A 24945-nucleotide genomic window follows, 5' to 3' on the forward strand; every position below is an offset into this window, starting at 1 on the left:
ATTTCTTTCTTTGTTTCTACTATTTATGTATGAAACCATAATTTTAATAGAAAAAGGTTGTCTTCCGTTTGCCGGCAAGACAACCTCATCAAAACTGTTAATGCGACACGATTATTGTGCTGCTGGTTGATTTGCAATTGCGTCTTCCATTAGTTGTTGACGCTCTTCTTCCGAAATTTCAGCTAAAACTTTGTTAATTTGTTCACGTAAATCTGATCCCTTTTTCAAACCTACTGCTACAGCTGTTGACGCTTCGTCTGCTTCGAAGTTTGGCTCAGGTACGATGTATTTAATATTATTCAGTGCCATTTCAGCAGAGATACCTTCTGGACGTTCTGAAACATATCCATCAATCGCACCTGACTGTAATTGCACTCGCATTGCACCAAAATCAGTTGCCGCTACTTGTTTTTGAACACCTTCGATTTGGTCGATTACATCATAATGTGTTGTAGATTGCTGACCTGTAATTTTTGCACCTGCAAAGTCAGGTAACGAAGTTGCATTTGCATATGGACCGTCTTCTTTTACAACAATGACATAGTCACTTGTGTAATAGTTCTCTGTGAAATCAATTACTTCCTTACGTTCAGGCATTGGTGACATACCTGCAATTACCAGATCAATGGCACCTGATTGTAATGATGGAATTAAGCCATCCCAGTCTGTTTTAACAATTTGTAATTCCATGTCCAGACCTTCTGCAATTTTTTTCGCAATTTCCACATCATAGCCTGCTGCAAATTCCTTTGAACTTGCAATTTGAACTCCACCATTTGCATCATCTTTTTGTGACCAGTTAAAAGGGGCATACGCTGCTTCCATACCAATTTTAATAACTTTCTTGTCTGAATCAGAACCGCTTGTAGTACCTTCATCGCTTGAACCACACGCTGCTAACAATAGCATTGTCATGGCAGTCAATAAAATTAATAGTCTTTTTTTCATAGAAAATCTCTCCTTTTTTGTTAAATTTCGGGGTTCACGTATACAAAAAACGACCTAAAAGAAGAACTTTAGGTCGTTTAAATTATAATTAGCCCGAATCCTCTACAGTTCCCATTTTGAGATAGCACAACTCAACCATCAGGGATATAGATGATTGAGACAGTTCTGCAATTGTTCACTGCAGACCCAGCATTGTAAAATTGAGCATTTACAACACTTCGGCGATATTTCCTTCTCTTATATTTCACAGCCAGCTCATGGCTCCATATAAAACTGTTAAGTATCGCGCCTCTACCTCACGAGAAAGTGAGGTTTTGATATGAAATTGATATGTTTATATTACATTATTGCGACATTTCCGTCAACAATCATTTTTCTGAAAGTTAGCTGTAAAAAAAAGCTAATGCGCAATATATAACATACTGCGCATTAGCATAGAAGATACTATTAAGAATTTAATAATAAATCTTCTGGGTTTTCGATCATTTCTTTAACTGTTTTTAAGAAGCCAACAGAATCTTTACCATCAATGATACGGTGGTCATAAGATAGTGCTACATACATCATTGGACGAATTTGAACTTCACCATTAACAGCTACTGGACGGTTTACGATTGAGTGCATACCTAAAATACCAGCTTGAGTACCGTTCATGATCGGTGTTGACATTAATGAACCGAATACACCACCGTTAGTGATTGTGAATGATCCGCCAGCCATGTCGTTTAAGCCTAATTTTTTGTCGCGTGCTTTACCAGCTAATTCCGCAATGTTTTTCTCGATTTCAGCAAAGTTTTTCGCATTTGCATCACGAACTACTGGTACTACTAAACCTTCTTCTGTTGATACAGCAATACCGATATCGAAGAAGTTGTTTAAGTGAATTTCATCACCGTTAATTTGTGCATTTACATATGGATATTTCTTTAATGCTGCTACTACAGCTTTTGTGAAGAATGACATGAAGCCTAATTTAATATCGTTAGCTTTCACGAACTCATCTTGTTTACGCTTACGTAATGCCATAATGTTCGTCATATCAATTTCGTTGAAAGTAGTTAACATTGCAGTTGATTGTTTAACTTCTAATAAACGTTTTGCAATTGTTTGACGACGACGGCTCATTTTTTCAACTGTTACACGGTCTGTATCAGCTGCTGGTGTAAAGATCATTGGACCATTGCCTGCTGCTGGAGCTGGAGCTGCTGCTGGAGCCGCTGGAGCTGTACCATGTGCTGCAACGTCTTGTACACGTACACGACCTTGTGGATCAACTGGTGAAATTGCTGCTAAGTCGATGCCTTTTTCACGAGCTAATTTACGTGCTGCTGGTGAAGCGATTACACGCTCACCTGAAGTTTCTTCAACTGCAACTGGTGCTGGTGCTGCTGCTTTAGGAGCTTCTTCTTTTGCTGGAGTTGCTGCTGGAGCTTCTTCTTTTGCAGCTGGTGCTGGTGCTGCGCCTTCGCCTGCTTCAACTACTGCGATTACTTGTCCAACTAACACAGTATCGCCTTCTTCAGCTAAAATTTGTTTTAAAACGCCTGCTTCTTCAGAGATAATTTCAGCATTAACTTTATCAGTTTCTAACTCAACGATGAATTCGCCTTTTTCTACGCGATCTCCAACTTTTTTCACCCATTGGGCAATTGTTCCTTCAGTAATTGATTCTGCTAATTCAGGGACTTTAATTTCAGCCACGTTCATATCCTCCTTTAATTACGCTACACATTCATTGTATAGCAAGCCACTTCTATTTTAAATAGAAGCAGCTCTTTTTAAACAAATCATTTATTACTTTTCAAGTGCTTCGTTCACTAATTTAGCTTGTGCTGCTTTATGTGAATCGCCATCGCCTTCAGAAGTAGAGCTCATTGCAGGACGTCCTACATAGCGTACTTTTTTGCCTTCAGCGATATCATATAATGTTTCAAGAACATATGTCCATGAACCTTGGTTTTTTGGTTCTTCTTGTACCCAAACGATTTCTTTAACATTCGGGAAGCGAGCGATAATATCTTTCACTTGTTGTGCAGGGAATGGGTAAATTTGTTCCACACGAATAATGTGTAAGTGATCAAGCCCTTCGCCATCTTTCACACGTTCTGCTAAATCGATCATTACTTTACCTGTACCAAGTACTACTTTTTCAACCGCTTCTGTATTTTTGCCTAAACCTTCTTGCTCGATCACTTCCTGGAAGCGACCATTTGCAAGTTGTTCAGCAGTAGCTGCAGCAAGTGGATGACGTAAAAGTGATTTTGGAGAAACCACTACTAATGGACGTACACCTTCTGTACCTAATAAAGCAGCTTGACGGCGTAATAAGTGGTAGTAGTTGCCTGCATTTGAACAGTTTGCTACGAACCAGTTATTTTCTGCAGATAATTGCAGGAATCGTTCCATACGGCTTGATGAGTGCTCTGGACCTTGACCTTCATAACCATGTGGTAAAAGAAGTACGAATCCAGATTTTTGACCCCATTTAGCGCGGGCACTTGAGATGAAGTTATCAAACATTACTTGCGCCATGTTTGCAAAGTCACCGAATTGTGCTTCCCATACAGTTAGTACATTTTGGTTTTCTAAATTGTAACCATATTCAAAACCTACTACACCTGCTTCTGTAAGTGGTGAGTTGTAAACTGTGAATGAAGCCTTTGCACCTTCAATATGATGTAATGGTGTAAATTCAGCACCGTTATTTTTATCATGTAATACTAAGTGACGTTGAGAGAACGTACCACGCTGTGCATCCTGACCAGTGAAACGAACCGGTGTGCCATCTTGCGTAATTGTTGCATATGCTAATGTTTCAGCATGACCCCAGTCAATTTTACCTTCAGTAAACGCATCACGACGTTTTGCTAAAATTTTACCTAACTTGTTTTGCGGCTCAAAACCATCTGCAAAGACAAGTAAATCTTCATTTACTTTAGCTAAACGCTCAGCATCTACTTTAGTATCGATTTCAGGGAATTCGATTTTTAGTTCTTCCGGCATATTAGGCGTTACATGCTCGTCTTTTTCTGCCATTTCTTTAACATGATCATACGCAGCTTGCATTTCCGCATAAATAGCAGTATCTAGAGCTTTTACTTCATCAGCAGATAAAATGCCGGCTTCTGCTAGTTCAGCACCATACAATGCACGAATTGGTTCATGTTTTGATACTAATTTATATGTTTCAGGGTTTGTTACTGTCGGATCATCCGTTTCATTATGACCGTAACGGCGGTAACCGATTAAATCGATAACGATATCCTTTTTAAATTTCGCACGGTATTCCGCTACAAAGCGACCAACAGCTGCCACTGTTTCAGGGCTGTCAGCATTTACATGAATAACCGGAATATCATACCCTTTTGCAGGGTCAGATGAATAAATAGATGAACGTGAATCATGTAACTCAGTCGTGAAACCGATCATGTTGTTCGCGATAATCTGAACTGTACCACCTGTTGTAAATCCTTCTGTTTGAGAGAAGTTGAATCCTTCTGTTACAATCCCTTGACCAGCGAATGCCGCGTCACCATGTAAAATGATACCGAATGCATTTGATGGATCATGTTTAGCCGTTCCTGCTGCAGATACATCATCTTGAGCTGCACGAACAGAACCGATTACAAGCGGGTTCCCTACTTCTAAGTGTGATGGGTTATAGGCTAATTTAACGTTCAATCCAGAATCATGAGTGTAAGATGCACCCATATGGTATTTAACGTCTCCAGTCCAGCCTTTTGTAATTTCTAATTTACCATCTTCAGGGAAGAATAGATCATTTGAAACATGGGCGAAATCAGAGAACATCATATCGTATGGTTTATTTAATACGTGTGTTAATACGTTTAAACGTCCACGGTGGGCCATACCAATTCGAACATTTTTTACACCTTTAGTTTCAGATGATTTAATAATTTCATCTAAAAGGATGATTTGTGTGTCTAAACCTTCTCCAGAGAAACGTTTTTGACCAACAAATGTTTTATGAATGAATTTTTCAAAGTTTTCAATGCGTGTTAATCGTTCTAAAACTGCTTTCTTTTCTTCAGGTGATAACGTTGCTTTAAACGCTCCGCCTTCAACTTGAGCTTCGATCCATGCACGTTCTTCCGCATTTTGTAAATGTGCAACTTCTACACCTATTTTATCTGTATATACAGATTTTAAATAATCAATTGCTTCCTTACCGTTTGTAACACCTGCAGGAACATTTGCAAAAAATACTGATGCAGGAATAGCTTGAAGATCGGCCGCTGTTAAATTGAATACGCTTTCTTCAATACGTGAAGTGTCTAATTGACGATTTTTTAGTGGGTATAAATCTGCTGCTAAATGGCCGTTTTCACGAATTGATTCTGCCAATTTAACTGCTGCTAATACTTTTTTGTAGTCTCCAGTACCTGTTACTGCTGCAGTTGCAACCGGTTGTTGACCATCTGCAAATACAGGACCACCGTATGCTTGGAATAATTCTACTAGTTCCGGTTCTACTTCTTCAGGAGATTGCAGGAATAAGTCATATTGCTCTAATACATAACCTAAGTTAGGACCAGAAAACGCTGACCATGGAGAACCTGCAGGTAATACATTGTTCGACATGAAAATAACCTCCAAATTTTGCCTTATGGCTGTTCCAATAATTTACTTAAAAAAGGATAATATTGTATATTACAATACAAAAATTTCCTTCTTTTGTAAGTAGATAAATTAAGTATTCTCTTTTTATCTACCAAATCAAAGCAAATAATATTTTATCATTCTTCCACACGGACTAAAAGCACATTTATAAACGTCGGAAGAACATTTTTTCCATCTCAATCTTACTACTCTTCACAAAAAATACAACTCTTTTTATCAAATTAAGCAATTTTTTTCGTGAACTATTGAAATAGTAATTAGATTGACTAAAATTATTCATTTTTTAAGAAGTTTTAGGTAAAAAAAGGTACCTTTCTGCAATTTACTTTCTACATCAATTTCCACTTCATATTTATCTGCAAGCATTTTTGTAATACTCAATCCAAGTCCAGTACCTGCAACTTTGTTTGTACGTGATGCATCCACCCGGTAAAACCGGTCGAAAATATGCGGTAAATGCTGTTCTGAGATACCGATCCCATTGTCTTCTAACGTAACTAAGATTGACGATTGTGAATCATTATAATTAATATTCACATTAAGATTCGGAACATTGCTATTATATCGTATACTATTACTCAAAATATTTCTAAAGATTTGCGCTAGGGCATGCTCAGTAATGGAGGCTGCCGATTTTTCGCCAGTAACTGTCAGGTGAATTTCAGCGGCAGGATACAGCTGCAATAATTCTTCTTTTACTTGTTCGTATACTTGTTCTATATCAGCATAAGCATGTTCATCCGCTTGCTCCCTACGTGCCAATTGTAACAGTTCTTCAATCATTTTTCTCATACGTGCAATTTCAGTAATAGAAGTATTTAATGATTCTTCCATTACTTCCGGTTCATCTTTACCCCATCGTTTGATTAATGATAAATGGCCTTCAATTACTTGAATCGGTGTTCGCAGTTCATGCGAGGCGTCTGCAACAAATTGCTGTTGCTTTGTAAATGAAATTTCAAGTTCATTCATTAATGTACGGTACATATGAAGTAAATCGCCAATCTCATCTTTTGCCGCATAATCAAATTTAGGCTGTGCAGTAAAACCGTTTTTTCTGACAAAGCTCATTGCGTCCCGTAACTGGACAAGCGGTTTCATTAACATATTTGCCAAGTAGTAGCTGATCATAACCGAAAATAAAATGGCACCAAAACCAATAATAAAAATCGTCGTCAAAATATAATTCATCATCGATTGAAATGCGGCCAACGGATGAATTAATTGCATAATCCCTTGAAATTGTCCGATTTGAACGACTCGGTGGATGACATAGCTTTCGGATCCTGCAATCGTCTGTTTTTCGATCATCGTCGAAAAATAATTTTGATTTTGTGGCAGCTGTGCAGCCGGTGCCGCATCATTAATTCGCATTACTTCAATACCATCCAGATTAAATACGCGTACCGTTTGTTCCTGATTTAAAATGGCTTTCATCAAAGCCGTGTTATTCTGCAGTGCCTGTACTGTAACAGTGTTGCCCTGCGATTCAAAATAGGTTGTCATATCATCGACCGTCCGCAATGCATTTTTCTCTTCATTATGAATAAGCCAGGTTTGCAAAGCGATATACAGTACGACAGATATTAGGGCATAGCTTACAAAGATCGTTACACCTACCGCAAGCATCCACTTTGATTTTAAAGAAAGGTTCAAAAGTTTGTTTTTCATCATCCTCACCCGCGCATCACATAGCCAACCCCACGTACAGTTTCAATGTACGGAGTATGTTCTGTTTGCAGTTTTGTACGCAAATGGCGAATATATACATCGACTACATTAGTTTCTACCTCAGTATCAAATCCCCAAACCTCTTCTAAAATACGCTCCCGTGTACATACAAGGTTTCTGTTTTCCACAAGTAATTTCAATAGATCAAATTCTTTTCTTGTAAGTTCGATTTTATTGTTTTCAAATATTACTTCATAAGCATCGACGTCGATTTCCAACTCCCTTAAAATGAGTTGTTTAGATTTTTGGGCAGGCTGCACTCTCCTTAAGATTGAACGGATCCGTGCCAATAATTCTTCTATCGCAAAAGGCTTCACGACATAATCATCTGCTCCCGCATCCAATCCTGAAACGCGGTCCATTACTTCATCTCGTGCTGTAATAAGGAGAATCGGTACATTGCTTGTTTTACGTATTCTTCTACATACTTCAATCCCGTTTAATTGCGGTAGCATTACATCGAGCAAAATACAGTCGAATTGTTCACTTTCAGCCAATTCCAGACCAGTTCTCCCATCATATGCAACAACCGTTTCAAATTGCTCGTGCTTAAGCTCCAGTTCAAGGAAACGTGCTATATTTTTTTCGTCTTCGATTATTAAAATCTTCTTTTTCATCAGCTTCCCTCTCTATCAGCAATATATATCATAATTAGTGTACCATTTGTATTTTACAAAAAAAAAGAATACGGAGTATGTTTCCGTATTCTTGCAAGTGCTAATTGGAAGACTGCTTTGCCTTGTATAATGCTTGATCCGCTAAATCGATAAGAACATCTAAACTTATACTGTGTTTTGGATAAATCGAAATTCCCATTGAGGCTGTAGGTGAAAAATGGCTACCTCTAATCAACCATCCGATTTGCAGATTTTCTTTAATCCTGTCCATAATGTGAACAAGTTGGACGGAGCGTTCTTTTTCAAAGATGGACAACCCAGTTAAAACAATGAGAAATTCATCACCACCCAGCCTTATAACAAGGTCTTCATTTCGTACACTGCGAACGAGCGAATTCCCGAATTGAATTAAAAACTCATCCCCAACATCATGTCCGTATATATCATTTACTTCTTTAAAATTATCTCCGTCAAGATATAAAATTGCCAGGCAAGTACCTGTCTCGTCTGCCTCCTTTTTAAGAAGCGGAAATTCCTTGTACAGTTTCCTGCGATTACCGAGCTGCGTCAAACTATCATGATACGCTAAATAAGTTAATTTATCTTCCAGTTCCTTGCGCTCGGTAATTTCTCTTGAAACCATGACAATTTCTGTAATTTCATGATGTGACAAATCGAACGTTAGCGTATAATTCCCTTCCGTCCAAATCGTACTATTATCTTTTTTATACAAAAGCAATTCAATTTTTTGTTCTTGTATTACATCAACCGTTTCCGGGTTTAATGCTTCATGCCACAGTTTAACACTTTCCGGCTTCAGCAATCGATCGTACGGTAAACCGATAAGCTCTTCTTCCCGGTAGCCTAGTTTCCTTGAATAGGAAGGTGAAGCATATTTAATTTTGCCGTAGCGGTCTGTTACGACAATAAAATCATTTGTGTTTTCAGTAATGGCTCTGAAATTTCGTTCAATAATATATAACTCTGACATTAATTGTTTTTCAGAAGAAATATTATATTGAACCATTAAAAACTGCTCCACTTCCCCTAGTTCATTTTTCAGGGGAATCATAGTAGAGTCCACCCAATATATCTCACCATTCTTTTTACGATTGCACACTTCCTCACGCCAGATTTCTTCTTTACTTACTTTTTGCCAAAAACTCATCGAAGCTGAATCGGATAGATACGTTGAGTGAAGAATATGATGCGGTTTACCAATTAATTCATCATGCGTATAGCCTGTATTTTCAATAACCCGCTCATTAATATCGATTATATTTCCATCTACATCTGTAAATATAACGTCAGCTAATGAATTAATCGCATTTTTGAACATTTCCAGACCGTGTGAAGCTGTGCGCAATGCCTGTCCTTGTTTAATAAATTCCGTAATTTCCTGCAATATGATAAATACCGCGATATTTTCACCATTGCTTGTCAGCGAGGAAAAAGAAGCAGTAAAACAACGCCGCTCATTATGTTTATCGATGAAAAACAGCATTTTCGATTGAACATTTTCTCCCAGCCGTGCCCGTTTTATATAACTTTTCAATTTTTTTGCCGTTTTTCTTTCTATAAAAGGCATGTCTAACATAGAGATCCCGGAAGCATCTTCCATTTGAATATTAAACTCTTCCAAAAATGTCGGATTTGCTTCAAGTAATTGCAGATCATTGGAAACTAATATCGTGGATAAAAATGAATTAGAAAATATGGAACGCATAAATAAATATTTATCTTCTAAATCAAGGCTCATCGATACTTCTTTCGTCATGGCCAAAATATAATTTTTCCCGTCTTGTATTACTGGAATAGTTGTCGTTCTTTGTTTTCGAACATTCATTTTTCCATAAGTAAAATCTTCAAATTCAACTTGTCTGTTTTGTTCGATTGTTAAATCATAATAGTGAATAATCGTCTTTGCTAAATGGGACGGGATTACCTGTTCGATCGTTTTGCCGCAGGGATTCGTATTAATCAGATTTACTGCAGCATCGTTGACAAAAATATAACGATACTTTCCATTTATTTTTTCCATGAAGAATACAGCATCATTACTATTTTTGAATAACAAATTCAATAAATCCATTGAATAAATGGAACTCATCATCCTTGTCCCCCCACTATCTGATGTTTAAAGAAAGCTTTCTATTTTATCTTTCACAAAAAGTTTGCATTTCTCATATTGAATTTGCTCTTCTGCTAGTTGAAAATGCACCAATTGAATTTTTTCGTCTTGAAGGTCATATTCATAATCCCCAAGTACCGTTGCATTACCGATCAGTGCCAATTCCCAGCTGTCACCGCAATTCTTAACTTCACACTGAACAAAACCTCCGGGATTATAGACGGTTACTTTACTGTTTGTAATAAATCCTTCAATAGAAGCAATTAGGGCAGAGGCAGTCATTGCCGTACCACAGGCATTTGTAAAGCCTACGCCCCGTTCAAAAGTTCGGACGAATATTTCATCAGGAGATAACGGCTGGACATAGCTGACATTCACTCCATCCGGGCAATATTCATTTTCACTGTTCAAATAGGCAGCGAGCTGTTCTTGGTGTAACGTATTTTCCATATATTTATGATCAACGATTCCGATTAGATGCGGATTTGGTACAGATATCGCTGTAAAAGGAATATCCATTGAAAAAGCAGGAATAATTTCATGGCGCAATTGTTGTCTATTTTCTACCTTCATTGGCAATGATACTAATTCAAATGAAATGGGTGAGATTTCTACAGAATAGGTAGGTAGTTGTTCAAAAATGGATGCTTCTCGTTTTACTTTCAGACAGGCATGCATTGTTTCGATAACCGCTTCATCTACATTTAATTTTTCGCAAACATACCGCGCGACACAGCGTAACCCATTCCCGCACATCGAAGCTTCCGAGCCGTCCGCATTAATGACACGCATTTTTGCATCTGCAACAGAAGATGGGAGCACGATTAACAAGCCATCCGCTCCCCCATCATTGGAGTGATGACATAGCTGTTTCGCGATATTCACAAAATTAAACTGTTCATCATATAATGCTTCGTATAAATAAAATGTATTTCCAGAACCATGAACTTTCGTTAGTTGGATACTCATATTTTACGCCTCCGCGTTCTCTCTTATTTTATTATATTATACTTTTAAAAAATTCATCTTGTCATTAATAGTTTTTATTTACGCATTATTCTGAATATATCGACTTTTAGCAGAAAAAAATGTTTTTTTCGAGCTTGAAAGTTGCGGCAAGAGAATATATTATAATAAACTGTAGATATATTTCTTATTTCGATATTGTTATTAATTGTCTAGGATAGAGCGAGACATACGAATTATGCATAATAGTTTAACGTCAAATTCTTTTAGGTAAGATCAAGCTCGAAATGACTACTGCCTTATGATAAAGAACCTTTTAGCATTAGAAGATTATTTGCACCATTTCTTTAACAACAGGCTCTACCATTTTCTTCTTAAAAGGAGGCGTTTCACATGTTAAAACAGAGAGAACTTCATGAAACAGCAGAATTATACGAATTATTACGTCATCCGTCTGTGTTTCCATTCGTACGTCAGAAAGCGACTTCAGCAGAAGAGTACTTATTTATGACTAAACAATTGATAGAAGAAGAACAAAACGGATTAACGATTTCACGTACAATTGTAGATGATTGGGGTGCTCCAATCGGAACAATCAGTATTTTTGATATCCAAGATGGCGCCGGCTTCTTAGGAACATGGATCGGCAAACCATATCAAGGCATCGGTTATAATCAGAAAGCGAAATTAGCGTTTTTAAATGAACTATTTTTCGACTATGATTTCCATACCGTTTTCTTACGCATCCGGGAAGAAAATGCACGCTCACAAGCAGCCGCGTTGAAATTACCTTATGTAGTAGATGCCGAGCAAACAAATCCATCTCTTTACAATGAAATTAATCAAGGTGTTAATAAATTCCGTCTTTTTAAAATTCCTAAAGATCTGTTCTATTTAACAACTGCCAATACGCTCGAGCAAGCAGAAGAACAGGCAATGTAAAAAGGAAACTTGCATTTGTGACGTGAACATCATCTTTACGCTTATATGATAAAGGCGTCATAAATATTCCTGAAACGAAACAAGGGGCTACCTTAAAAGTATGAACTTTTAGGTAACCCCTTTTTATTGATTATTTTTCATATTGAGTAATTAAGGCAACCATTTCTTTCGGAGTTTTCGGATGTTCGACTTCGAGCATCTGATCAATCATTTCTTCCGCTTTCTGTTCAAGCATTTGAATTGCTTGCATGAATGATTCTTTTGTCAATTTTTCCTCGTGCAATACATGTGCAAAGCCTTGTTTTTTAAACAAGTTGGCATTTAATATCTGATCACCACGGCTTTTTGCTGCAGAAAGAGGAATGAGCAGCATCGGTTTATGCAACGCCAAAAATTCGAAAATCGAGTTTGAACCAGCACGCGATACAACAAAATCGGTTGCATACAGTAAATCCGGCAATTCTGTTGTCACATATTCAAACTGACAGTATCCTTGTAGATTTTCCAATTTTTTGTCGGCGTTCCCTTTACCGCACAAATGGATAATCTGATACTTCTCTAATAGTGATGACAAATTTTCACGAAGCGCATCATTAATAATAACGGAACCTAAGCTTCCACCCATGACAAGCAGTACTTTTTTTTCGGCTGTAAATCCACATAACGCCAAGCCACGCTCACGATTTCCTTCAAATAGCTGCTGACGGATTATCGAACCAGTGCAAGTTGATTTGTCGTTCGGTAAATGTTTCATCGTTTCTTTGAAAACCGTAAAGATATGGGACGCGAATGGCAGTGAAATTTTATTCGCTAAGCCAGGTGTCACATCCGATTCATGGACAACAACCGGAATATTTGCCAATTTTGCCGCAATAACGACTGGCACTGAGACAAAGCCACCTTTAGAAAAAATTACAGTCGGCTTAATTTTTTTGATGATCGAAAAGGCTTGTGTAACACCTGCCATCACTTTAAACGGATCTGTAAAATTCTGTACTGAAAAGTATCGGCGCAACTTTCCGCTCGAAATACTGTGATAAGGCAATGAAGGAAACGCATTTGTAATAAGCTCTTTTTCAATCCCGTCATGAGAGCCTATATAATGCACATTATACCCCGCTTCCTGCAATGAAGGGATAATCGCTTCATTTAATGATACGTGACCGGCCGTACCCCCGCCTGTTAAAATAATTGTTTTTTCGTTCATAAACTTCTCCTAACAAAGCAAATGTCATTGCATCTATTTTATGCAACAAGACATTTCAACATGCTTCGATATATATCTTATTTATTTGATGTAACATTTTATTTTCTATGTTTATTTTTACTACTCTTTTTATAGTTCCTTTTATATTATTTAATATTTGTTCCTGTTTTGTTATTCTAAAAAAATAATTTTACTGTTTATCACTTCTATTCATGCGAATTATACACCTTTTTTTATAAGGCTTTTAAAAGTATACCGTATATTGTAGCACATTTTGGCACTTTATAAAGCATTTCTCTAAAAATGGGTGTTTTCACATACAAAATTATAAGGCCAAAAGAAATAATAAATTTCCCTAAGAATATTTCCATTGTTTTAAGTATACGCTTAATAATAAAATAATACCCGAAATAAAAAAACTACCCTTCTCATGTTGAAAAGGATAGTATCTTCATCAAATTACTTTTTTATAAATTGTTGCGTCCAGATATTACCGTCCTTCACATAACCAACACCAATGTGAGTGAAGTCTTTATTTAAAATATTAGCGCGGTGACCTTCAGAGTTCATCCATGCTTGTACAACTTCTTCCGGTGTTCTTTGGCCTTTGGCGATGTTTTCACCAGCTGATTTATAAGCAATGCCCAATGCTTTTAAGCGGTCAAACGGGCTGCCGAATGTTGGTGAAGTATGTGAGAAGTAATTTTTATCTTTCATATCCTGAGATTTTTCACGTGCCGCTGCCATTAATGGGCGGTCAATTTGTAGTGCACTTAAACCATTTTTAGCACGTTCTGCATTTGTTAATGCAACAACTTTTTCTTCAATCGCTAAAATTTGATCTGTAGCTGTCGATTCTTTTTGTTCTTGAACTGGAGCCTGTTCAGTTTTAGGTTGTGTTGAAGGTGTTTGTGACTGTGTTTCAGTCGTTGTTGGAGCAACAACTTTTGGATTTTCGTTGTTTACTACGTTTGTTGGCTCTTTTTCTACTTTCTTGTTAACCTCTTTAGAAGACTCTTTGCTGACATCTTCTGTTGAAGCCGGTTTTTTAACTGTATTTGTCGACACTTCCTGTTTAACGATTGCCCCTTTTTGAGGTGTCGTTTTTACAAGTTTAAAGTAATTATTAAGCTTTATTTTATAGTTATATGTTGATTGAACATGATTAGTTGTTGTTGATTTGCCCCCTTCAATTGCATTTGAGCTTGCATTAGCAACGGGTGCTTGAGTTGCAAAAAGTATTACTGCACAAAATGGTAGAACTAATTTTTTCATTTTGTACGCCTCCTTTCGTGATTTCATCGTAAATGAAAAAACGGAAAAAAAAAGGCCTATAAATTGGTAAACTGTCCATCTACCAACTTATTAGCCTTAAAATCTTATATTTTACTCATAATTTGCGATAAATTTATCCAATTTCCTCAAACATTTCATCTGAAAAGCTATTGACATATTATGATAGTTAGATAATTTCCAGAGTGTTAATGTTCTCCCCAATGATGACTAAATTCGGTTCCATTTTAATATATTCCGGCAGCCATTGGACCATTCCATAAGCATACTGGAACAGCATTGGATTTTTGATTCCCTCAATCGGAACATAGCCTTTCATACGATAAACGGTATCCGGTAATGAGCGAACCCAGTTTTCAAACTGTTCCTGTGTAAAGCTTGTATCAAATCGTATAAGTCGCGAGCCTAAATTGAAGCTTTCGCCAATACGTGCTGTCACAATATCATCTTTGGATACACGGGCAGTTGATTGGATATTTTGCAATAACTTTAATGGAACACGGCCATTTGTTGATTGGAGGATGAATGCCTTTGCATTAAATCCTTGCAATTCATAGACAACTTGCGCTTGTTCCGATTCCGTTAGTAAGTCCGTTTTATTTGCCAGTAACAGATGAGCATGACGAATTTGTTCCATAAAAAGAGAACGTACTTGTGGAGTAAGGTTTGACCTGTCCAACCATAACCGACTGTCCGCCACCGTTACAATTCCTTTAATATTCAACTTATCCGCAAATAAAGGCGAATAAACCGCATCCAGTGCTTCTACAGGGTGTGCAGCGCCTGTTGTTTCTATTATAAGGACATCAAATTCCTGATCGTGTAAAAGGGACTGGATTTGCGCTTCTGTTTTTTCTGCTCCACTGCAGCAAATACAGCCTTCCAACATTTCCTTCAATGGCACATCCTCTTCTACCGCCTGTGAATCAAATGGAAGCTTGCCTAATTCGTTCATAATAACAGCCGGCTTTAAATTGGCCTCCTTCAACTGGCGAATGACATCAGTTAACATGGACGTTTTGCCGCTCCCTAAAAATCCGCTAAATAAATATACATCCTTCATAAGTTCACTTCCTATAATAATGGGCTGGCAATAAAGTGTTTTTCACTTTTTACCAGCCCGCGTTTTTTATTCGTTTGTCGTTTCTTCAGGTTTAATATCCAATAACTCTTTCGCCTTTAAGATTTGAGGATCTTCTGTTTTTAGCTTTTCGCTAATTGCATCCATTAAGGCATATGTTGTATCACCTGTTAAAATACCCGTAACTTCTAATTCATTATCTTGCTGATATGCTTTTAATGCAGCTTCAGTTGCTCCATCAAATTGTGTATCAACTTTACCTGGCTCATATCCCAATACTTCCAAAATACGTTCAGCTGTTTTGATGGAAGCATGATTTGCTTCTTTTTCATATTGCTGGCTCGGATCGATATAAGGTAAAGAAGCATAATCCGGGTAGTCAACTTTTACATCTGGTGCAATACCTTTTTCATTCACCCAATTGCCGTCTGGAGTTAACCATTTACCTGTTGTGAATTTTAAGTTTGCCCCATCTTCCATATAAATGATTTCCTGCATTGTCCCTTTACCAAAGGAATTCAATCCAACAATTTGGGCACCTGCAGATTCTTTTAGTGCACCTGCTAAAATTTCAGAAGCAGAAGCACTTCCTTCATCGATTAATACTGTTATCGGAAGATTATACTTAGAACGATTATCCGCAGTCACGATTTGAGGTTCTGCATCTCGTTCTTGAATTTGAACGATTGTTTTTCCTTCCTCAACAAACAAGTTTGAAATGTCGATTGCCGCCTTTAAATAGCCGCCTGGATTTTGACGAACATCTAAAACAATCCCTTTCATCCCTTGTTTTTCATATTCAATTAGCAACTTTTCCAGTTCTACTGCTGTGTTTTCACTGAAAGAAGTGATTTGGAAGTGTGCAATTCCTTCTTCATCAATATCGCCATAAACCGTTTCTACCGGGATATCATCACGCACGATCGTCATATCAAAGCTCTCAGCATCTCCGCGTTGAATTGTCAAAGTGACTTCAGAACCTTTTTCACCACGAATCAGTAACACAGCTTCTGTAGAGCTCATGCCTTTGACGCTTTTCCCGTCAACCGCCAATACCATATCTTTCGGTTGTAAACCGGCTTTTTCGGCAGGCGTATTTTTAATTGGAGAAACAATCATTATATAACCATTTCGTTCTTGAATTTCCGCACCAATTCCTTGAAAACTAGAAGACAGGCTTTCATTAAATGAACTTGCCTCATCTTTATTCATATAATCAGAATAAGGGTCTCCCAATGCATCAAACATCCCGTTGATTGCACCATATACCACTTCTTCTTCATTTATGTCTTCATAATATTTTTGCTGAAGTGCATCATACGCATCATATAGTTTTTTGAATTCCGCCCGTTCCAACGGTTCTTTAACTTCTACAACTTTGTTTTCACCGAATGTTAACGCAAAAATTGTTAAACCGGCTGTACATAAAATTGTCAGGAAAATGACCATTATGAATGCAAATGGTTTCATGCGTAAATATTTTCCTGCCGGTTTAGTAATTTGCTCTTCGTTTAAACCGTTTTGATCCTCATCTCTTTTTTGTTCATCCATTTCAATTTCACCACTCTCATTTTTACACTGTCTGATGTCACACTATACCAATAATATCAGTTTACAAGCGACTAGAAAAGGATAGACGTTAATTTTTTTATTTCGTTTCATGTTTAATAGAAAAAAGCAGCGATTTTCGCCATAACGCGGCATCGCTGCTTGATTTATTATTGAGTTTTAGCTCCATTTATAACTTCATTTGGTATATTGATCTCTTTTACTTCATCAAATTTCGAATAGACAATGTTCGCATCATTTTCAATTGTTGTTTCCTGGCCTTCGACATTTGTGATAATCTTGAGATCCATATCCATTTCTTTTATATCAAACGTATCTTTTGCAACGACAATATTATATTGTGAATCTTCAAAGGTCATGTTCTCCAGAATTTCACCATTAACCTCCATTGATTCACCTAAGCTTGCACCCATTTGTGAAACTATGAACTGTTTGAACTCATCCCCTTCAATGTTCAGTGTTAACAAATAATTCTCATCGTCCTGTTCAAAGCTGAAATCATCGATAAATTGCTCAAGTTGTTCAAGTTGTTCTGATGCATCTACCTGTGCACCGGTTTGCGCTATTAATTGTTCATATTGCTCATCCGGCATTTTCAGCCATTCATTCGTATCGCCGTTTAACATGTAAAAGCCGTCTTCTTCGGTCATATACATTTCTATCGGCATATCCATTTTTTCATCGCCCATATCCATCTTAACGGTTCCTTTTGAATACATTGCCATCGGTTTTTGCTGTATATCCATTGCCAAGTTTGAATTGCTTGTAATTTCCATCGTTTGACCTTCCATAACGAAACTCGTCACCTGATCCATCGTTGTTTCAGCATGAACACTTTTCAAATTTTGCTGGCGTTGCATGGCATTCTCATATACTTGCTGTAATGTTAAATTGGCTTCGCTATCTGTACCTTCAACCGGTTCTGCTGTATCTCCGCAGCCTGCAACTAGTGCAATAGCTAATGTAGACATCGCGAATAAGTATTGTTTTTTCAAATGATTTCAACCCTTCCTAGTTAAACTTCCCCTATCTATACCCTAATTTGGTGTATTAATATCTTTAATTTGGAAATAAGATTAAATGAATTTTATTATGAATTGAAAATATTGTATGGATAGAGGCATTTTTTTAGGAATGACGGATAAAATAAAAAGTGTCTACAGGCATAGACACTTTTTATTCTTCACCAATTTAACTTAATACCGTATTGTTCATTTAAGAACACATGCAATTCTTTGTAAGTGCAAAGGGCAATGCCGATGACAATTTCGTTTTCATTCATGTCTTTTTCGATTTTGAGGTTGTTATCAAAAATGTGAAAGTTCATCGGCAAAGCTCTAATATCCACACTAATGTTATGTGCGGCTTTGTTGCGCCAATAGTTCAGCAACCATAAGTTTTCGAACAATTTTTGTTCGATTAAACCTAATGCATAAACAGAATATACTTTAGTGCTGTAATTAGAGCTCGCCATCGGGATATAAGTTGACTGATCCTTGAAGCTTCGTACTTTCGGCAGCTTTTCCTGAATTAATTGGTTAATGGCATTTTCACAAAACAGACTAACCGTGACAATATTCGCTAACGGATCCACTGTGCTTGAGATTCGATCAATAAATTTCTTTGCTACTTCCTGACTCATCCCCTCACTCCTTTTTACTTTTTTGGCCGTCATCTTATGTGCTTTAAAATTGTCGGTATCTCAGTTTGCCCACAACACAAATTCGATATGCCAAAGATTCGCTAAGAAAATTTTTTGAAATTTTTATACGCCCTTCGTTATGTACTAAAGTGCTTTATCGGTATACATAAAAAACACACCACTATTGTGATGTGCAAGAGTCATTCTGTATAAATTATTTCGTGTACATCTACATTCGTCTATTTCTTCAACAATTTAATCTGACGTTCCATTCTTTTATCTGCTTTATGATCACGAACTATCAAAATTGCATGTATAACTGCCGGAATCCATATTAAAAAACATAGGAAAAAGTTAATTAATGCTTGTATTGGTTTACCGCAAATTAATACAGCTAACGGTGGAAAGAAAATAGCTAATAAATACATCATGATGATCACCTGCTTAATAAAGTTTACTTTTAGCATTAGTGTACCCATTAATTTGCCCAGTATTATAATCATTTTCCTATACTGAAATGATGTACGTTGCTTTTCAATTACCTTTATATAGAAAAAGTGCCTAACAAGTTTTCACCTGTTAGGCACTTATGAAATCACGTTATAAATTAACTTACAATGATTTGTTATTTTAGTCTTGAATTGCCGCTTCCAACGCGATCACCATCATGTCATTGAACGTAGTTTGACGCTCTTCTGAAGTTGTTACTTCACCAGTTAGGATGTGGTCAGATACTGTTAAAACTGTTAACGCCTGACGACCGAATTTCGCTGCTAATGTGTATAGTGCTGAAGTTTCCATTTCAACAGCTAATACGCCATATTGTGCTAATTTTTCGTTTTGCGCTTCGTCAGAATAGAACATATCCGCCGTGAAGATATTTCCTACACGTACGTTTAAGTTCGCTTCTTTTGCTGCATTATATGCTTTTAGTAATAAATCAAAGTCTGCAGTTGGTGCATAGTCGATTGTACCGCCGAAAATTACACGGTTTAAGTTTGAGTCTGTAGATGATGTTTGTGCAATAATAACGTCACGTACTTTCACGTCTTTTTGAATCGCACCACAAGTACCTACACGGATTAGTTTCTGTACACCGTATTCTTGCATTAATTCAGTCGCATAAATCGAAATCGATGGAACACCCATGCCTGTCCCTTGTACAGAAATGCGTTTTCCTTTATACGTGCCTGTGTAGCCAAGAATATTACGTACTTCGTTGTATTGTACAACATCTTCTAAAAATGTTTCGGCAATATATTTTGCACGTAATGGATCTCCTGGTAATAGTACAATTTCTGCAATTTCGCCTTTTTTGGCATTAATATGAACGCTCATCAAAAAACCTCTTTTCATCATAATTCTTCTAAATTGTAAACGTTTTCGTATAAACATTCAATCGTTAGACGTCTTGCTTCACAAAAAAATTTGCATAAAAAACAATATTTGGACAAAATAACGAAAATTTAACGAAGGGTGCATCATAATTTCACTATACCCCATCTTGCGTATTACATGCAAAATATCGCTTATATCGAAAATTTACTTTCATATAAATCCCATAATTGATCAAAAGCACCGATAGTCAAATATTCGTCGGATTGAAATTCAATATAATTCGTAAGTTCTTCAAAGCTATCGGACATTTTAGGAAAGGCGTGATCCAGAAACATGCTTTCAGCAAAACGCACCTTTTCATCCGACCATTCTCCCCCTCTGTAGGTTAGTGCAAAATGATAAAAAGATTTTTTCAAAATTTCCCCTCCTTTATATTTTTTCTCGATATATAGTGAAAATTTCCCATACATGTAGTAAAATAGTTAAATATAGAATTTTCAGAAAGTGGTGAATTATTTGCGAAATAGCAAGAAAACTAAACCTATTAAAGAAAAATTAAGGAAAAACCCTAGTAAACCGAAAGCCCTATTTCACTTCTTTCATCTCATACGAGGGAAAATTTTAATTGCTTTCACTATTTTAATGGCAATTATTATTTCTATGCAAATTTTATCGTATATTAATATAACAAACTTGGAAAAGAACTTGCGAGAATTTGCTGCAGAAAACTTAAAACAGCAGATGCATATTAATAATTTAGCCTCCGATATTGCAAAGCTATCAAGCCATGAGCAAACTTACTTAATTACAGGCGATGAAAAATTTCTTCAATTATATGAAGAGTCGAAGGAACGAATACATACAAACTTAACTTCTATTGAAACTTCATTTAAAAATCAGGATGAAGAACTGAAAATCTTAGGCTTAATACAACAGTTTTACACCAATTATTTATCTTTTTCTAAATCGACAATAGAAATCCGTCAAAAATATGGCTTTGAAAATGCTGCTAAACTTTTTGCGAATAGCGGAAGCCAAAATTTTAAAGGATATATTGATGAAAACACAGGAAAACTGATACAAATACTCGAACAGCGTAACGAAAAAACAATTTCGGAACTGGAACAATTTGCTTTCGCCTCTAAAATATCAATTTTTGCCTTATCAGGTTTTGCTGTAATTTTAACCATTTCATTAGGCTATATATTATCAAAATCGATTCGAAGAAATACGAAAAAGATCAATGAATCGATTTTGGAAATTGCACAGGCTGGCGGTGACTTAACACGTCGCGTAAATGTTAAAACGAAGGATGAATTTTCAATTATCGGAAATTCTACGAATATTCTAATCGAATCAATTTCAGCATTGGTAAAACGTGTTTCAAACCTTGCTGAGAATGTATCAGGGAGTTCACAGGAATTAATGGCACTCGCGGATGAAAATGCTCGAACAATCGATTTCATTGCTGATTCTACGATGAAAATCGCGAGCGACAGCAGTGACATTCTAAACAGTATTGGTAGTGCCGGCAATGAAATGCAAAAATTGGAACAATCGATGCACATATTAGACGAAAAAGCACGAGAGGTTCAGCAGGCTGCCTATGAAATGAAAGAAGCCGCATATCGAGGAAGCAAATCGGTCACCCATTCATCAATCGTCATGCTCGAAATTGAAGAAACAATGGCATCGACTTCGGATACGGTGGAAAAATTGGGGGAAAAATCGAAAGATATCACTTCTATTATAAGTACAATTACAGCGATTTCTGAACAAACAAATTTACTTGCATTAAATGTTGCGATTGAGGCTGCACGGGCCGGTGAACATGGAAGAGGATTTGCAGTTGTTGCAGCGGAAGTTCGAAAACTTGCCGAACAATCCCAAAAGGCTGCAAAGGAAGTATCAGCAATTGTAGGTTCGATTCAAACAGAGGTGAAGTCGATTATTGAACAAAACCACACGGGTGTTCAAAAAGTAATTCGTGGAGTAGAAGTGACAAATGAGACGACCGGTTCTTTACAAAATATATTAATGCAAACAGACAAAACTTCTGATATCTTAACACAGATGGTTGCTCAAATCGAACAAACGTTAAATAATAGCCATGGTGTGACAACTTCATTTGTACATGTTGCCGCTATTGCGGATAATACTGCTGTCAATACAGAACGCAGTGCAGCTGCCGCATCCCAAGGTTCCGCTTCCATGGAAGAAATCAATGCATCCGCCGTTGAACTAGCTGCTCAAGCAGATCAGCTGCGAAGCGTAGTCAATGAATTCAAAATCTAATTGATAAATTAAACAGCAAAAAAAATACAACTCGCTTATGAAATTCCATAAGCGAGTTGCTTTTATTCAAACATTGATTTATATTCACCGTAGCCTTCTTTTTCAAGGTCTTCAACCGGAATAAAGCGCAATGCAGCTGAGTTGATGCAATAACGTAATCCGCCCAATTGTTGCGGACCATCAGGGAATACATGCCCTAAATGTGAATCAGCTGTTTTACTGCGTACTTCGACACGACGCATACCGTGTGATGTATCAAAATGCTCGGTAACTTCAACTTGTTCAATCGGCTTTGAAAATGACGGCCAGCCACATCCAGCATCATATTTGTCTTTCGAGCTAAAAAGCGGCTTTCCTGACACGATATCCACATAGATACCATCTTCAAACACGTCATTGTATTCATTACGGAAGGGTGGTTCCGTACCTTGGTTTTGTGTAACATGATACTGCATCTCTGTTAACTCTTTTAATCGTTGTTCTTTATTCATTTATTTTGACCCCCAGTGTTTTTCAATAAATCCTGCACGTCCAGAACCAACCGAATAGCGTTCATAATGTGCCGGGTTCTTCTTATAGTAGTGCTGATGATAATCTTCTGCTGCGTAAAATGGCTTTGCTTCCAGAATTTTAACGGCAATTGGTGATTTGAATTTTCCGCTAGCATCCAGTTTTGACTTGGATAATTCGGCAATCTGCTTTTGAACATCATTATGGTAAAAAATCGCCGTTGTGTATGATTCGCCTCGATCATAAAATTGACCGCCCGCATCTGTAGGATCGATCAAGGTCCAATAAAGTTCAACCAGTTTTTCATACGGATAAATTTCCGGATCAAACGAAATTTGGACTGCCTCAAGATGGCCTGTTGTTTCACTGCATACTTGCTCGTATGTCGGGTTTTCAATATGCCCGCCAGTGTAACCGGAAATGACTTCTATAATACCGGGCTGTTGATCAAACGGCTTTACCATACACCAAAAGCAGCCCCCTGCAAATGTTGCTTTTTCATACGCCATTAAAATTACCTCCTGTTTTACTTCGTTTGGTTTGGAATAACTACTTCCAATTCTATTTTATCATTTGCTAAATCGATTTCCTTCGCACGCACCCTAGAACCACTTGCGATATTGATCCGTGACAGGTCCACATAAATTTCTTCGTCGTTTGGCTTCACCGTAATCCAATTAGGAAAATTAACCGCATCATCAATCATTTTCAGTACGGTTTTCGGAGGGATATTTACCTTGCCGACGTGGACAGCTTCTTGACTCAGAGTGATATTCCCGTTATTAACAACAGGAATGAAGTCCATCTGAATCGGCAAATCGATATTAAAGACAGTTAATGTACTGTATAAATAAATTTTATCGTCCACTGTCAGCTCTACCGGAACCGGTGACTGGTTCATAGCTTCCGATAAATATTGTTTTGCGATTGCTTCGAATTCTTTAGCTGTCGTTTCCACAGTCAATATATTACCCTCAATTTGGAGTGGCGGCTGTTCTGTTGCTTGTTCTACATCAGCAGTTATAAAATAGAGCAATGTGGCGAATGAAATGAGTACTGCTCCAGCCAATAATAAAAATGCGATTTTCCATTTATTCATCTTCTCACTCCTCAAATCCTAATAAACCGTCTGACATCTGCTCAATATCACATTGTTGCATTGATTCAATGATGCGTTTTGTCATACGATCATATCCCGTGCTATTCGGATGAAAGAAGTCTACATGATATACCATATCCTCATTTGATACAAATAAATCCTCTACAGAGACAAAACATGCATTTTCATCTGTTGCAGCAAGCTTTTCAATTTCATCATTCCACTCCGATATAATCGGATCGAAAGGTGTAATCTCATCTACTACGATCGAAAAAGGATTATAGAACCCAACTAATATAATCGGTACCTCAGGATTGACTCTACGAATTTCTGCAATGACCTGCTTGTAACGTTTAGCGAATTTTGGTAATTCCTTATCAAACATAGACTTTTTCATTGAAAACAAATTCTTTTTAACAATTTTCATCACATCATTACCGCCGAGCGTAATCGTGACCAAATTTGCTTTTTTTAGCTCTTCATCATAATGGCCACGCTTAAGTAAACTTAATAGTTGATTACTGCGTCTCCCATTTTTACCGCGATTATCAAGCTCAACTTCTTCTACCATCGGCCATTTTTCCAGCTCCTGCTGCAGACGAATCGTATAGCCATAATCTTGGGTTTCATCTCCAACACCCCTTGTGAGCGAATCACCTAATGCTAAATAAAAAACCGGTTGTGCATTTTCTTCCTTACGATCAGACCAGTCTAGTTGAAATACATCATTGATAATATCAAAAAAGCTCGTATTAATTGTTTCTTCGTTTTCGGTTTCTTTTTCTGATATAGACAAATCATTTTGTTCATCGGATGACTTGTCGGACTGTTGTGCTTCTTCTATTTGTGGGTCAATTGTAACGGAGCATGCGGACAAGAAAATGACAGCTAATGATGTGAGTAATAACCGCCACATGCAACTTCCCCCTTTTTAC

General features: G+C 37.1%; 22 protein-coding genes and 1 riboswitch. Of the genes, 2 read left to right on the plus strand and 20 right to left on the minus strand.

The window, feature by feature from the left end; genetic code table 11:
- Nucleotides 1-111: 111 nt before the first annotated feature.
- The 7 genes from MHH44_RS10505 to dapF all read right to left on the minus strand — a co-directional run bounded on the left by MHH44_RS10505 (nucleotide 112) and on the right by dapF (nucleotide 11037).
- Nucleotides 112-948, minus strand: a complete 837-nt coding sequence (locus MHH44_RS10505; RefSeq protein WP_008407259.1) for a transporter substrate-binding domain-containing protein — start codon at nucleotides 946-948, stop codon at nucleotides 112-114.
- 114 nt (nucleotides 949-1062) lie between these two features.
- Nucleotides 1063-1250: riboswitch (Lysine riboswitch) on the minus strand.
- 145 nt (nucleotides 1251-1395) lie between these two features.
- On the minus strand, nucleotides 1396-2649 hold the full coding sequence (gene odhB, locus MHH44_RS10510) for a 2-oxoglutarate dehydrogenase complex dihydrolipoyllysine-residue succinyltransferase (protein ID WP_340798519.1): 1254 nt from the start codon (nucleotides 2647-2649) through the stop codon (nucleotides 1396-1398).
- 93 nt (nucleotides 2650-2742) lie between these two features.
- Nucleotides 2743-5550: a 2-oxoglutarate dehydrogenase E1 component gene (locus MHH44_RS10515; RefSeq protein WP_340798520.1), complete on the minus strand. Its 2808-nt coding sequence runs from the start codon at nucleotides 5548-5550 to the stop codon at nucleotides 2743-2745.
- Between the two features lie 315 nt (nucleotides 5551-5865).
- On the minus strand, nucleotides 5866-7260 hold the full coding sequence (locus MHH44_RS10520) for a HAMP domain-containing sensor histidine kinase (RefSeq protein WP_340798521.1): 1395 nt from the start codon (nucleotides 7258-7260) through the stop codon (nucleotides 5866-5868).
- A gap of 5 nt (nucleotides 7261-7265) precedes the next feature.
- Nucleotides 7266-7937 (minus strand): response regulator transcription factor, encoded by a 672-nt coding sequence (locus MHH44_RS10525; protein ID WP_008407267.1) that lies wholly within the window; start codon nucleotides 7935-7937, stop codon nucleotides 7266-7268.
- Nucleotides 7938-8037: 100 nt separating this feature from the next.
- Nucleotides 8038-10050: a PAS domain S-box protein gene (locus tag MHH44_RS10530; RefSeq protein ID WP_340798522.1), complete on the minus strand. Its 2013-nt coding sequence runs from the start codon at nucleotides 10048-10050 to the stop codon at nucleotides 8038-8040.
- A 24-nt stretch (nucleotides 10051-10074) separates the two neighbouring features.
- The gene (gene dapF / locus MHH44_RS10535; RefSeq protein ID WP_014823822.1) at nucleotides 10075-11037 is read right to left on the minus strand and encodes a diaminopimelate epimerase; all 963 of its coding nucleotides are present in this window, start codon (nucleotides 11035-11037) and stop codon (nucleotides 10075-10077) included.
- A 390-nt stretch (nucleotides 11038-11427) separates the two neighbouring features.
- On the opposite strand from dapF, the gene MHH44_RS10540 reads away from it, so the two are divergent.
- Nucleotides 11428-11976 carry a GNAT family N-acetyltransferase gene (locus MHH44_RS10540; protein WP_008407274.1) on the plus strand — a complete coding sequence of 183 codons (549 nt, stop codon included), beginning with the start codon at nucleotides 11428-11430 and terminating at the stop codon, nucleotides 11974-11976.
- Between the two features lie 130 nt (nucleotides 11977-12106).
- Here MHH44_RS10540 and MHH44_RS10545 read toward each other — a convergent pair whose 3' ends face one another.
- From MHH44_RS10545 to MHH44_RS10585, 9 genes are all read right to left on the minus strand, one after another.
- The gene (locus MHH44_RS10545; RefSeq protein WP_340798523.1) at nucleotides 12107-13183 is read right to left on the minus strand and encodes an undecaprenyldiphospho-muramoylpentapeptide beta-N-acetylglucosaminyltransferase; all 1077 of its coding nucleotides are present in this window, start codon (nucleotides 13181-13183) and stop codon (nucleotides 12107-12109) included.
- Between the two features lie 459 nt (nucleotides 13184-13642).
- Nucleotides 13643-14458: a CAP domain-containing protein gene (locus MHH44_RS10550; protein ID WP_340798524.1), complete on the minus strand. Its 816-nt coding sequence runs from the start codon at nucleotides 14456-14458 to the stop codon at nucleotides 13643-13645.
- Between the two features lie 187 nt (nucleotides 14459-14645).
- Nucleotides 14646-15539 carry a CobW family GTP-binding protein gene (locus MHH44_RS10555; RefSeq protein WP_340798525.1) on the minus strand — a complete coding sequence of 298 codons (894 nt, stop codon included), beginning with the start codon at nucleotides 15537-15539 and terminating at the stop codon, nucleotides 14646-14648.
- A 66-nt stretch (nucleotides 15540-15605) separates the two neighbouring features.
- Nucleotides 15606-17108, minus strand: a complete 1503-nt coding sequence (locus MHH44_RS10560; protein ID WP_065215934.1) for a lmo1851 family serine protease — start codon at nucleotides 17106-17108, stop codon at nucleotides 15606-15608.
- 167 nt (nucleotides 17109-17275) lie between these two features.
- Nucleotides 17276-18121 carry a DUF6612 family protein gene (locus MHH44_RS10565; protein ID WP_340798526.1) on the minus strand — a complete coding sequence of 282 codons (846 nt, stop codon included), beginning with the start codon at nucleotides 18119-18121 and terminating at the stop codon, nucleotides 17276-17278.
- Between the two features lie 188 nt (nucleotides 18122-18309).
- Complete coding sequence (locus tag MHH44_RS10570) at nucleotides 18310-18768, minus strand: hypothetical protein (RefSeq protein ID WP_008407284.1); 459 nt, start codon at nucleotides 18766-18768, stop codon at nucleotides 18310-18312.
- Between the two features lie 239 nt (nucleotides 18769-19007).
- A complete protein-coding gene (locus MHH44_RS10575; RefSeq protein WP_445683040.1) occupies nucleotides 19008-19247 on the minus strand; it encodes a YqaE/Pmp3 family membrane protein in 240 nt (79 codons plus the stop codon).
- A gap of 151 nt (nucleotides 19248-19398) precedes the next feature.
- Nucleotides 19399-20106, minus strand: coding sequence for a purine-nucleoside phosphorylase (deoD, locus tag MHH44_RS10580; RefSeq protein WP_008407287.1), 708 nt, complete (start codon nucleotides 20104-20106; stop codon nucleotides 19399-19401).
- Between the two features lie 191 nt (nucleotides 20107-20297).
- Nucleotides 20298-20522: a YozE family protein gene (locus MHH44_RS10585; RefSeq protein WP_014823817.1), complete on the minus strand. Its 225-nt coding sequence runs from the start codon at nucleotides 20520-20522 to the stop codon at nucleotides 20298-20300.
- A gap of 91 nt (nucleotides 20523-20613) precedes the next feature.
- On the opposite strand from MHH44_RS10585, the gene MHH44_RS10590 reads away from it, so the two are divergent.
- Nucleotides 20614-22401, plus strand: coding sequence for a methyl-accepting chemotaxis protein (locus MHH44_RS10590; RefSeq protein WP_340799509.1), 1788 nt, complete (start codon nucleotides 20614-20616; stop codon nucleotides 22399-22401).
- Between the two features lie 62 nt (nucleotides 22402-22463).
- Here the strand turns inward: MHH44_RS10590 and msrB are convergent, their stop codons facing one another.
- The 4 genes from msrB to MHH44_RS10610 are packed head-to-tail and all read right to left on the minus strand — an operon-like array spanning nucleotide 22464 to nucleotide 24926.
- Entirely contained in the window at nucleotides 22464-22892 is a 429-nt protein-coding gene (msrB, locus tag MHH44_RS10595) for a peptide-methionine (R)-S-oxide reductase MsrB (RefSeq protein ID WP_014823816.1), read from the minus strand.
- On the minus strand, nucleotides 22893-23420 hold the full coding sequence (gene msrA, locus MHH44_RS10600; RefSeq protein ID WP_340798527.1) for a peptide-methionine (S)-S-oxide reductase MsrA: 528 nt from the start codon (nucleotides 23418-23420) through the stop codon (nucleotides 22893-22895). It abuts the gene before it with no gap.
- 17 nt (nucleotides 23421-23437) lie between these two features.
- Nucleotides 23438-24010 (minus strand): YpmS family protein, encoded by a 573-nt coding sequence (locus MHH44_RS10605; protein WP_008407297.1) that lies wholly within the window; start codon nucleotides 24008-24010, stop codon nucleotides 23438-23440.
- Between the two features lie 4 nt (nucleotides 24011-24014).
- The gene (locus MHH44_RS10610; protein WP_340798528.1) at nucleotides 24015-24926 is read right to left on the minus strand and encodes a GDSL-type esterase/lipase family protein; all 912 of its coding nucleotides are present in this window, start codon (nucleotides 24924-24926) and stop codon (nucleotides 24015-24017) included.
- Nucleotides 24927-24945: the final 19 nt, after the last annotated feature.

Source organism: Solibacillus sp. FSL K6-1126 (assembly GCF_038003445.1).
In the GTDB taxonomy this organism is placed as follows: Bacteria; Bacillota; Bacilli; order Bacillales_A; family Planococcaceae; genus Solibacillus; species Solibacillus silvestris.

What these genes read in the sequence shown, in the direction of transcription:
- MHH44_RS10505 (WP_008407259.1), bottom strand. Translation starts at nt 948, where the DNA reads ATGAAAAAAAGACTATTAATTTTATTGACTGCCATGACAATGCTATTG.
- MHH44_RS10515 (WP_340798520.1), bottom strand. Translation starts at nt 5,550, where the DNA reads ATGTCGAACAATGTATTACCTGCAGGTTCTCCATGGTCAGCGTTTTCT.
- MHH44_RS10520 (WP_340798521.1), bottom strand. Translation starts at nt 7,260, where the DNA reads ATGAAAAACAAACTTTTGAACCTTTCTTTAAAATCAAAGTGGATGCTT.
- MHH44_RS10525 (WP_008407267.1), bottom strand. Translation starts at nt 7,937, where the DNA reads ATGAAAAAGAAGATTTTAATAATCGAAGACGAAAAAAATATAGCACGT.
- MHH44_RS10530 (WP_340798522.1), bottom strand. Translation starts at nt 10,050, where the DNA reads ATGATGAGTTCCATTTATTCAATGGATTTATTGAATTTGTTATTCAAA.
- dapF (WP_014823822.1), bottom strand. Translation starts at nt 11,037, where the DNA reads ATGAGTATCCAACTAACGAAAGTTCATGGTTCTGGAAATACATTTTAT.
- MHH44_RS10540 (WP_008407274.1), top strand. Translation starts at nt 11,428, where the DNA reads ATGTTAAAACAGAGAGAACTTCATGAAACAGCAGAATTATACGAATTA.
- MHH44_RS10545 (WP_340798523.1), bottom strand. Translation starts at nt 13,183, where the DNA reads ATGAACGAAAAAACAATTATTTTAACAGGCGGGGGTACGGCCGGTCAC.
- MHH44_RS10550 (WP_340798524.1), bottom strand. Translation starts at nt 14,458, where the DNA reads ATGAAAAAATTAGTTCTACCATTTTGTGCAGTAATACTTTTTGCAACT.
- MHH44_RS10555 (WP_340798525.1), bottom strand. Translation starts at nt 15,539, where the DNA reads ATGAAGGATGTATATTTATTTAGCGGATTTTTAGGGAGCGGCAAAACG.
- MHH44_RS10560 (WP_065215934.1), bottom strand. Translation starts at nt 17,108, where the DNA reads ATGGATGAACAAAAAAGAGATGAGGATCAAAACGGTTTAAACGAAGAG.
- MHH44_RS10570 (WP_008407284.1), bottom strand. Translation starts at nt 18,768, where the DNA reads ATGAGTCAGGAAGTAGCAAAGAAATTTATTGATCGAATCTCAAGCACA.
- MHH44_RS10575 (WP_445683040.1), bottom strand. Translation starts at nt 19,247, where the DNA reads ATGGGTACACTAATGCTAAAAGTAAACTTTATTAAGCAGGTGATCATC.
- deoD (WP_008407287.1), bottom strand. Translation starts at nt 20,106, where the DNA reads ATGAGCGTTCATATTAATGCCAAAAAAGGCGAAATTGCAGAAATTGTA.
- msrB (WP_014823816.1), bottom strand. Translation starts at nt 22,892, where the DNA reads ATGAATAAAGAACAACGATTAAAAGAGTTAACAGAGATGCAGTATCAT.
- msrA (WP_340798527.1), bottom strand. Translation starts at nt 23,420, where the DNA reads ATGGCGTATGAAAAAGCAACATTTGCAGGGGGCTGCTTTTGGTGTATG.
- MHH44_RS10605 (WP_008407297.1), bottom strand. Translation starts at nt 24,010, where the DNA reads ATGAATAAATGGAAAATCGCATTTTTATTATTGGCTGGAGCAGTACTC.
- MHH44_RS10610 (WP_340798528.1), bottom strand. Translation starts at nt 24,926, where the DNA reads ATGTGGCGGTTATTACTCACATCATTAGCTGTCATTTTCTTGTCCGCA.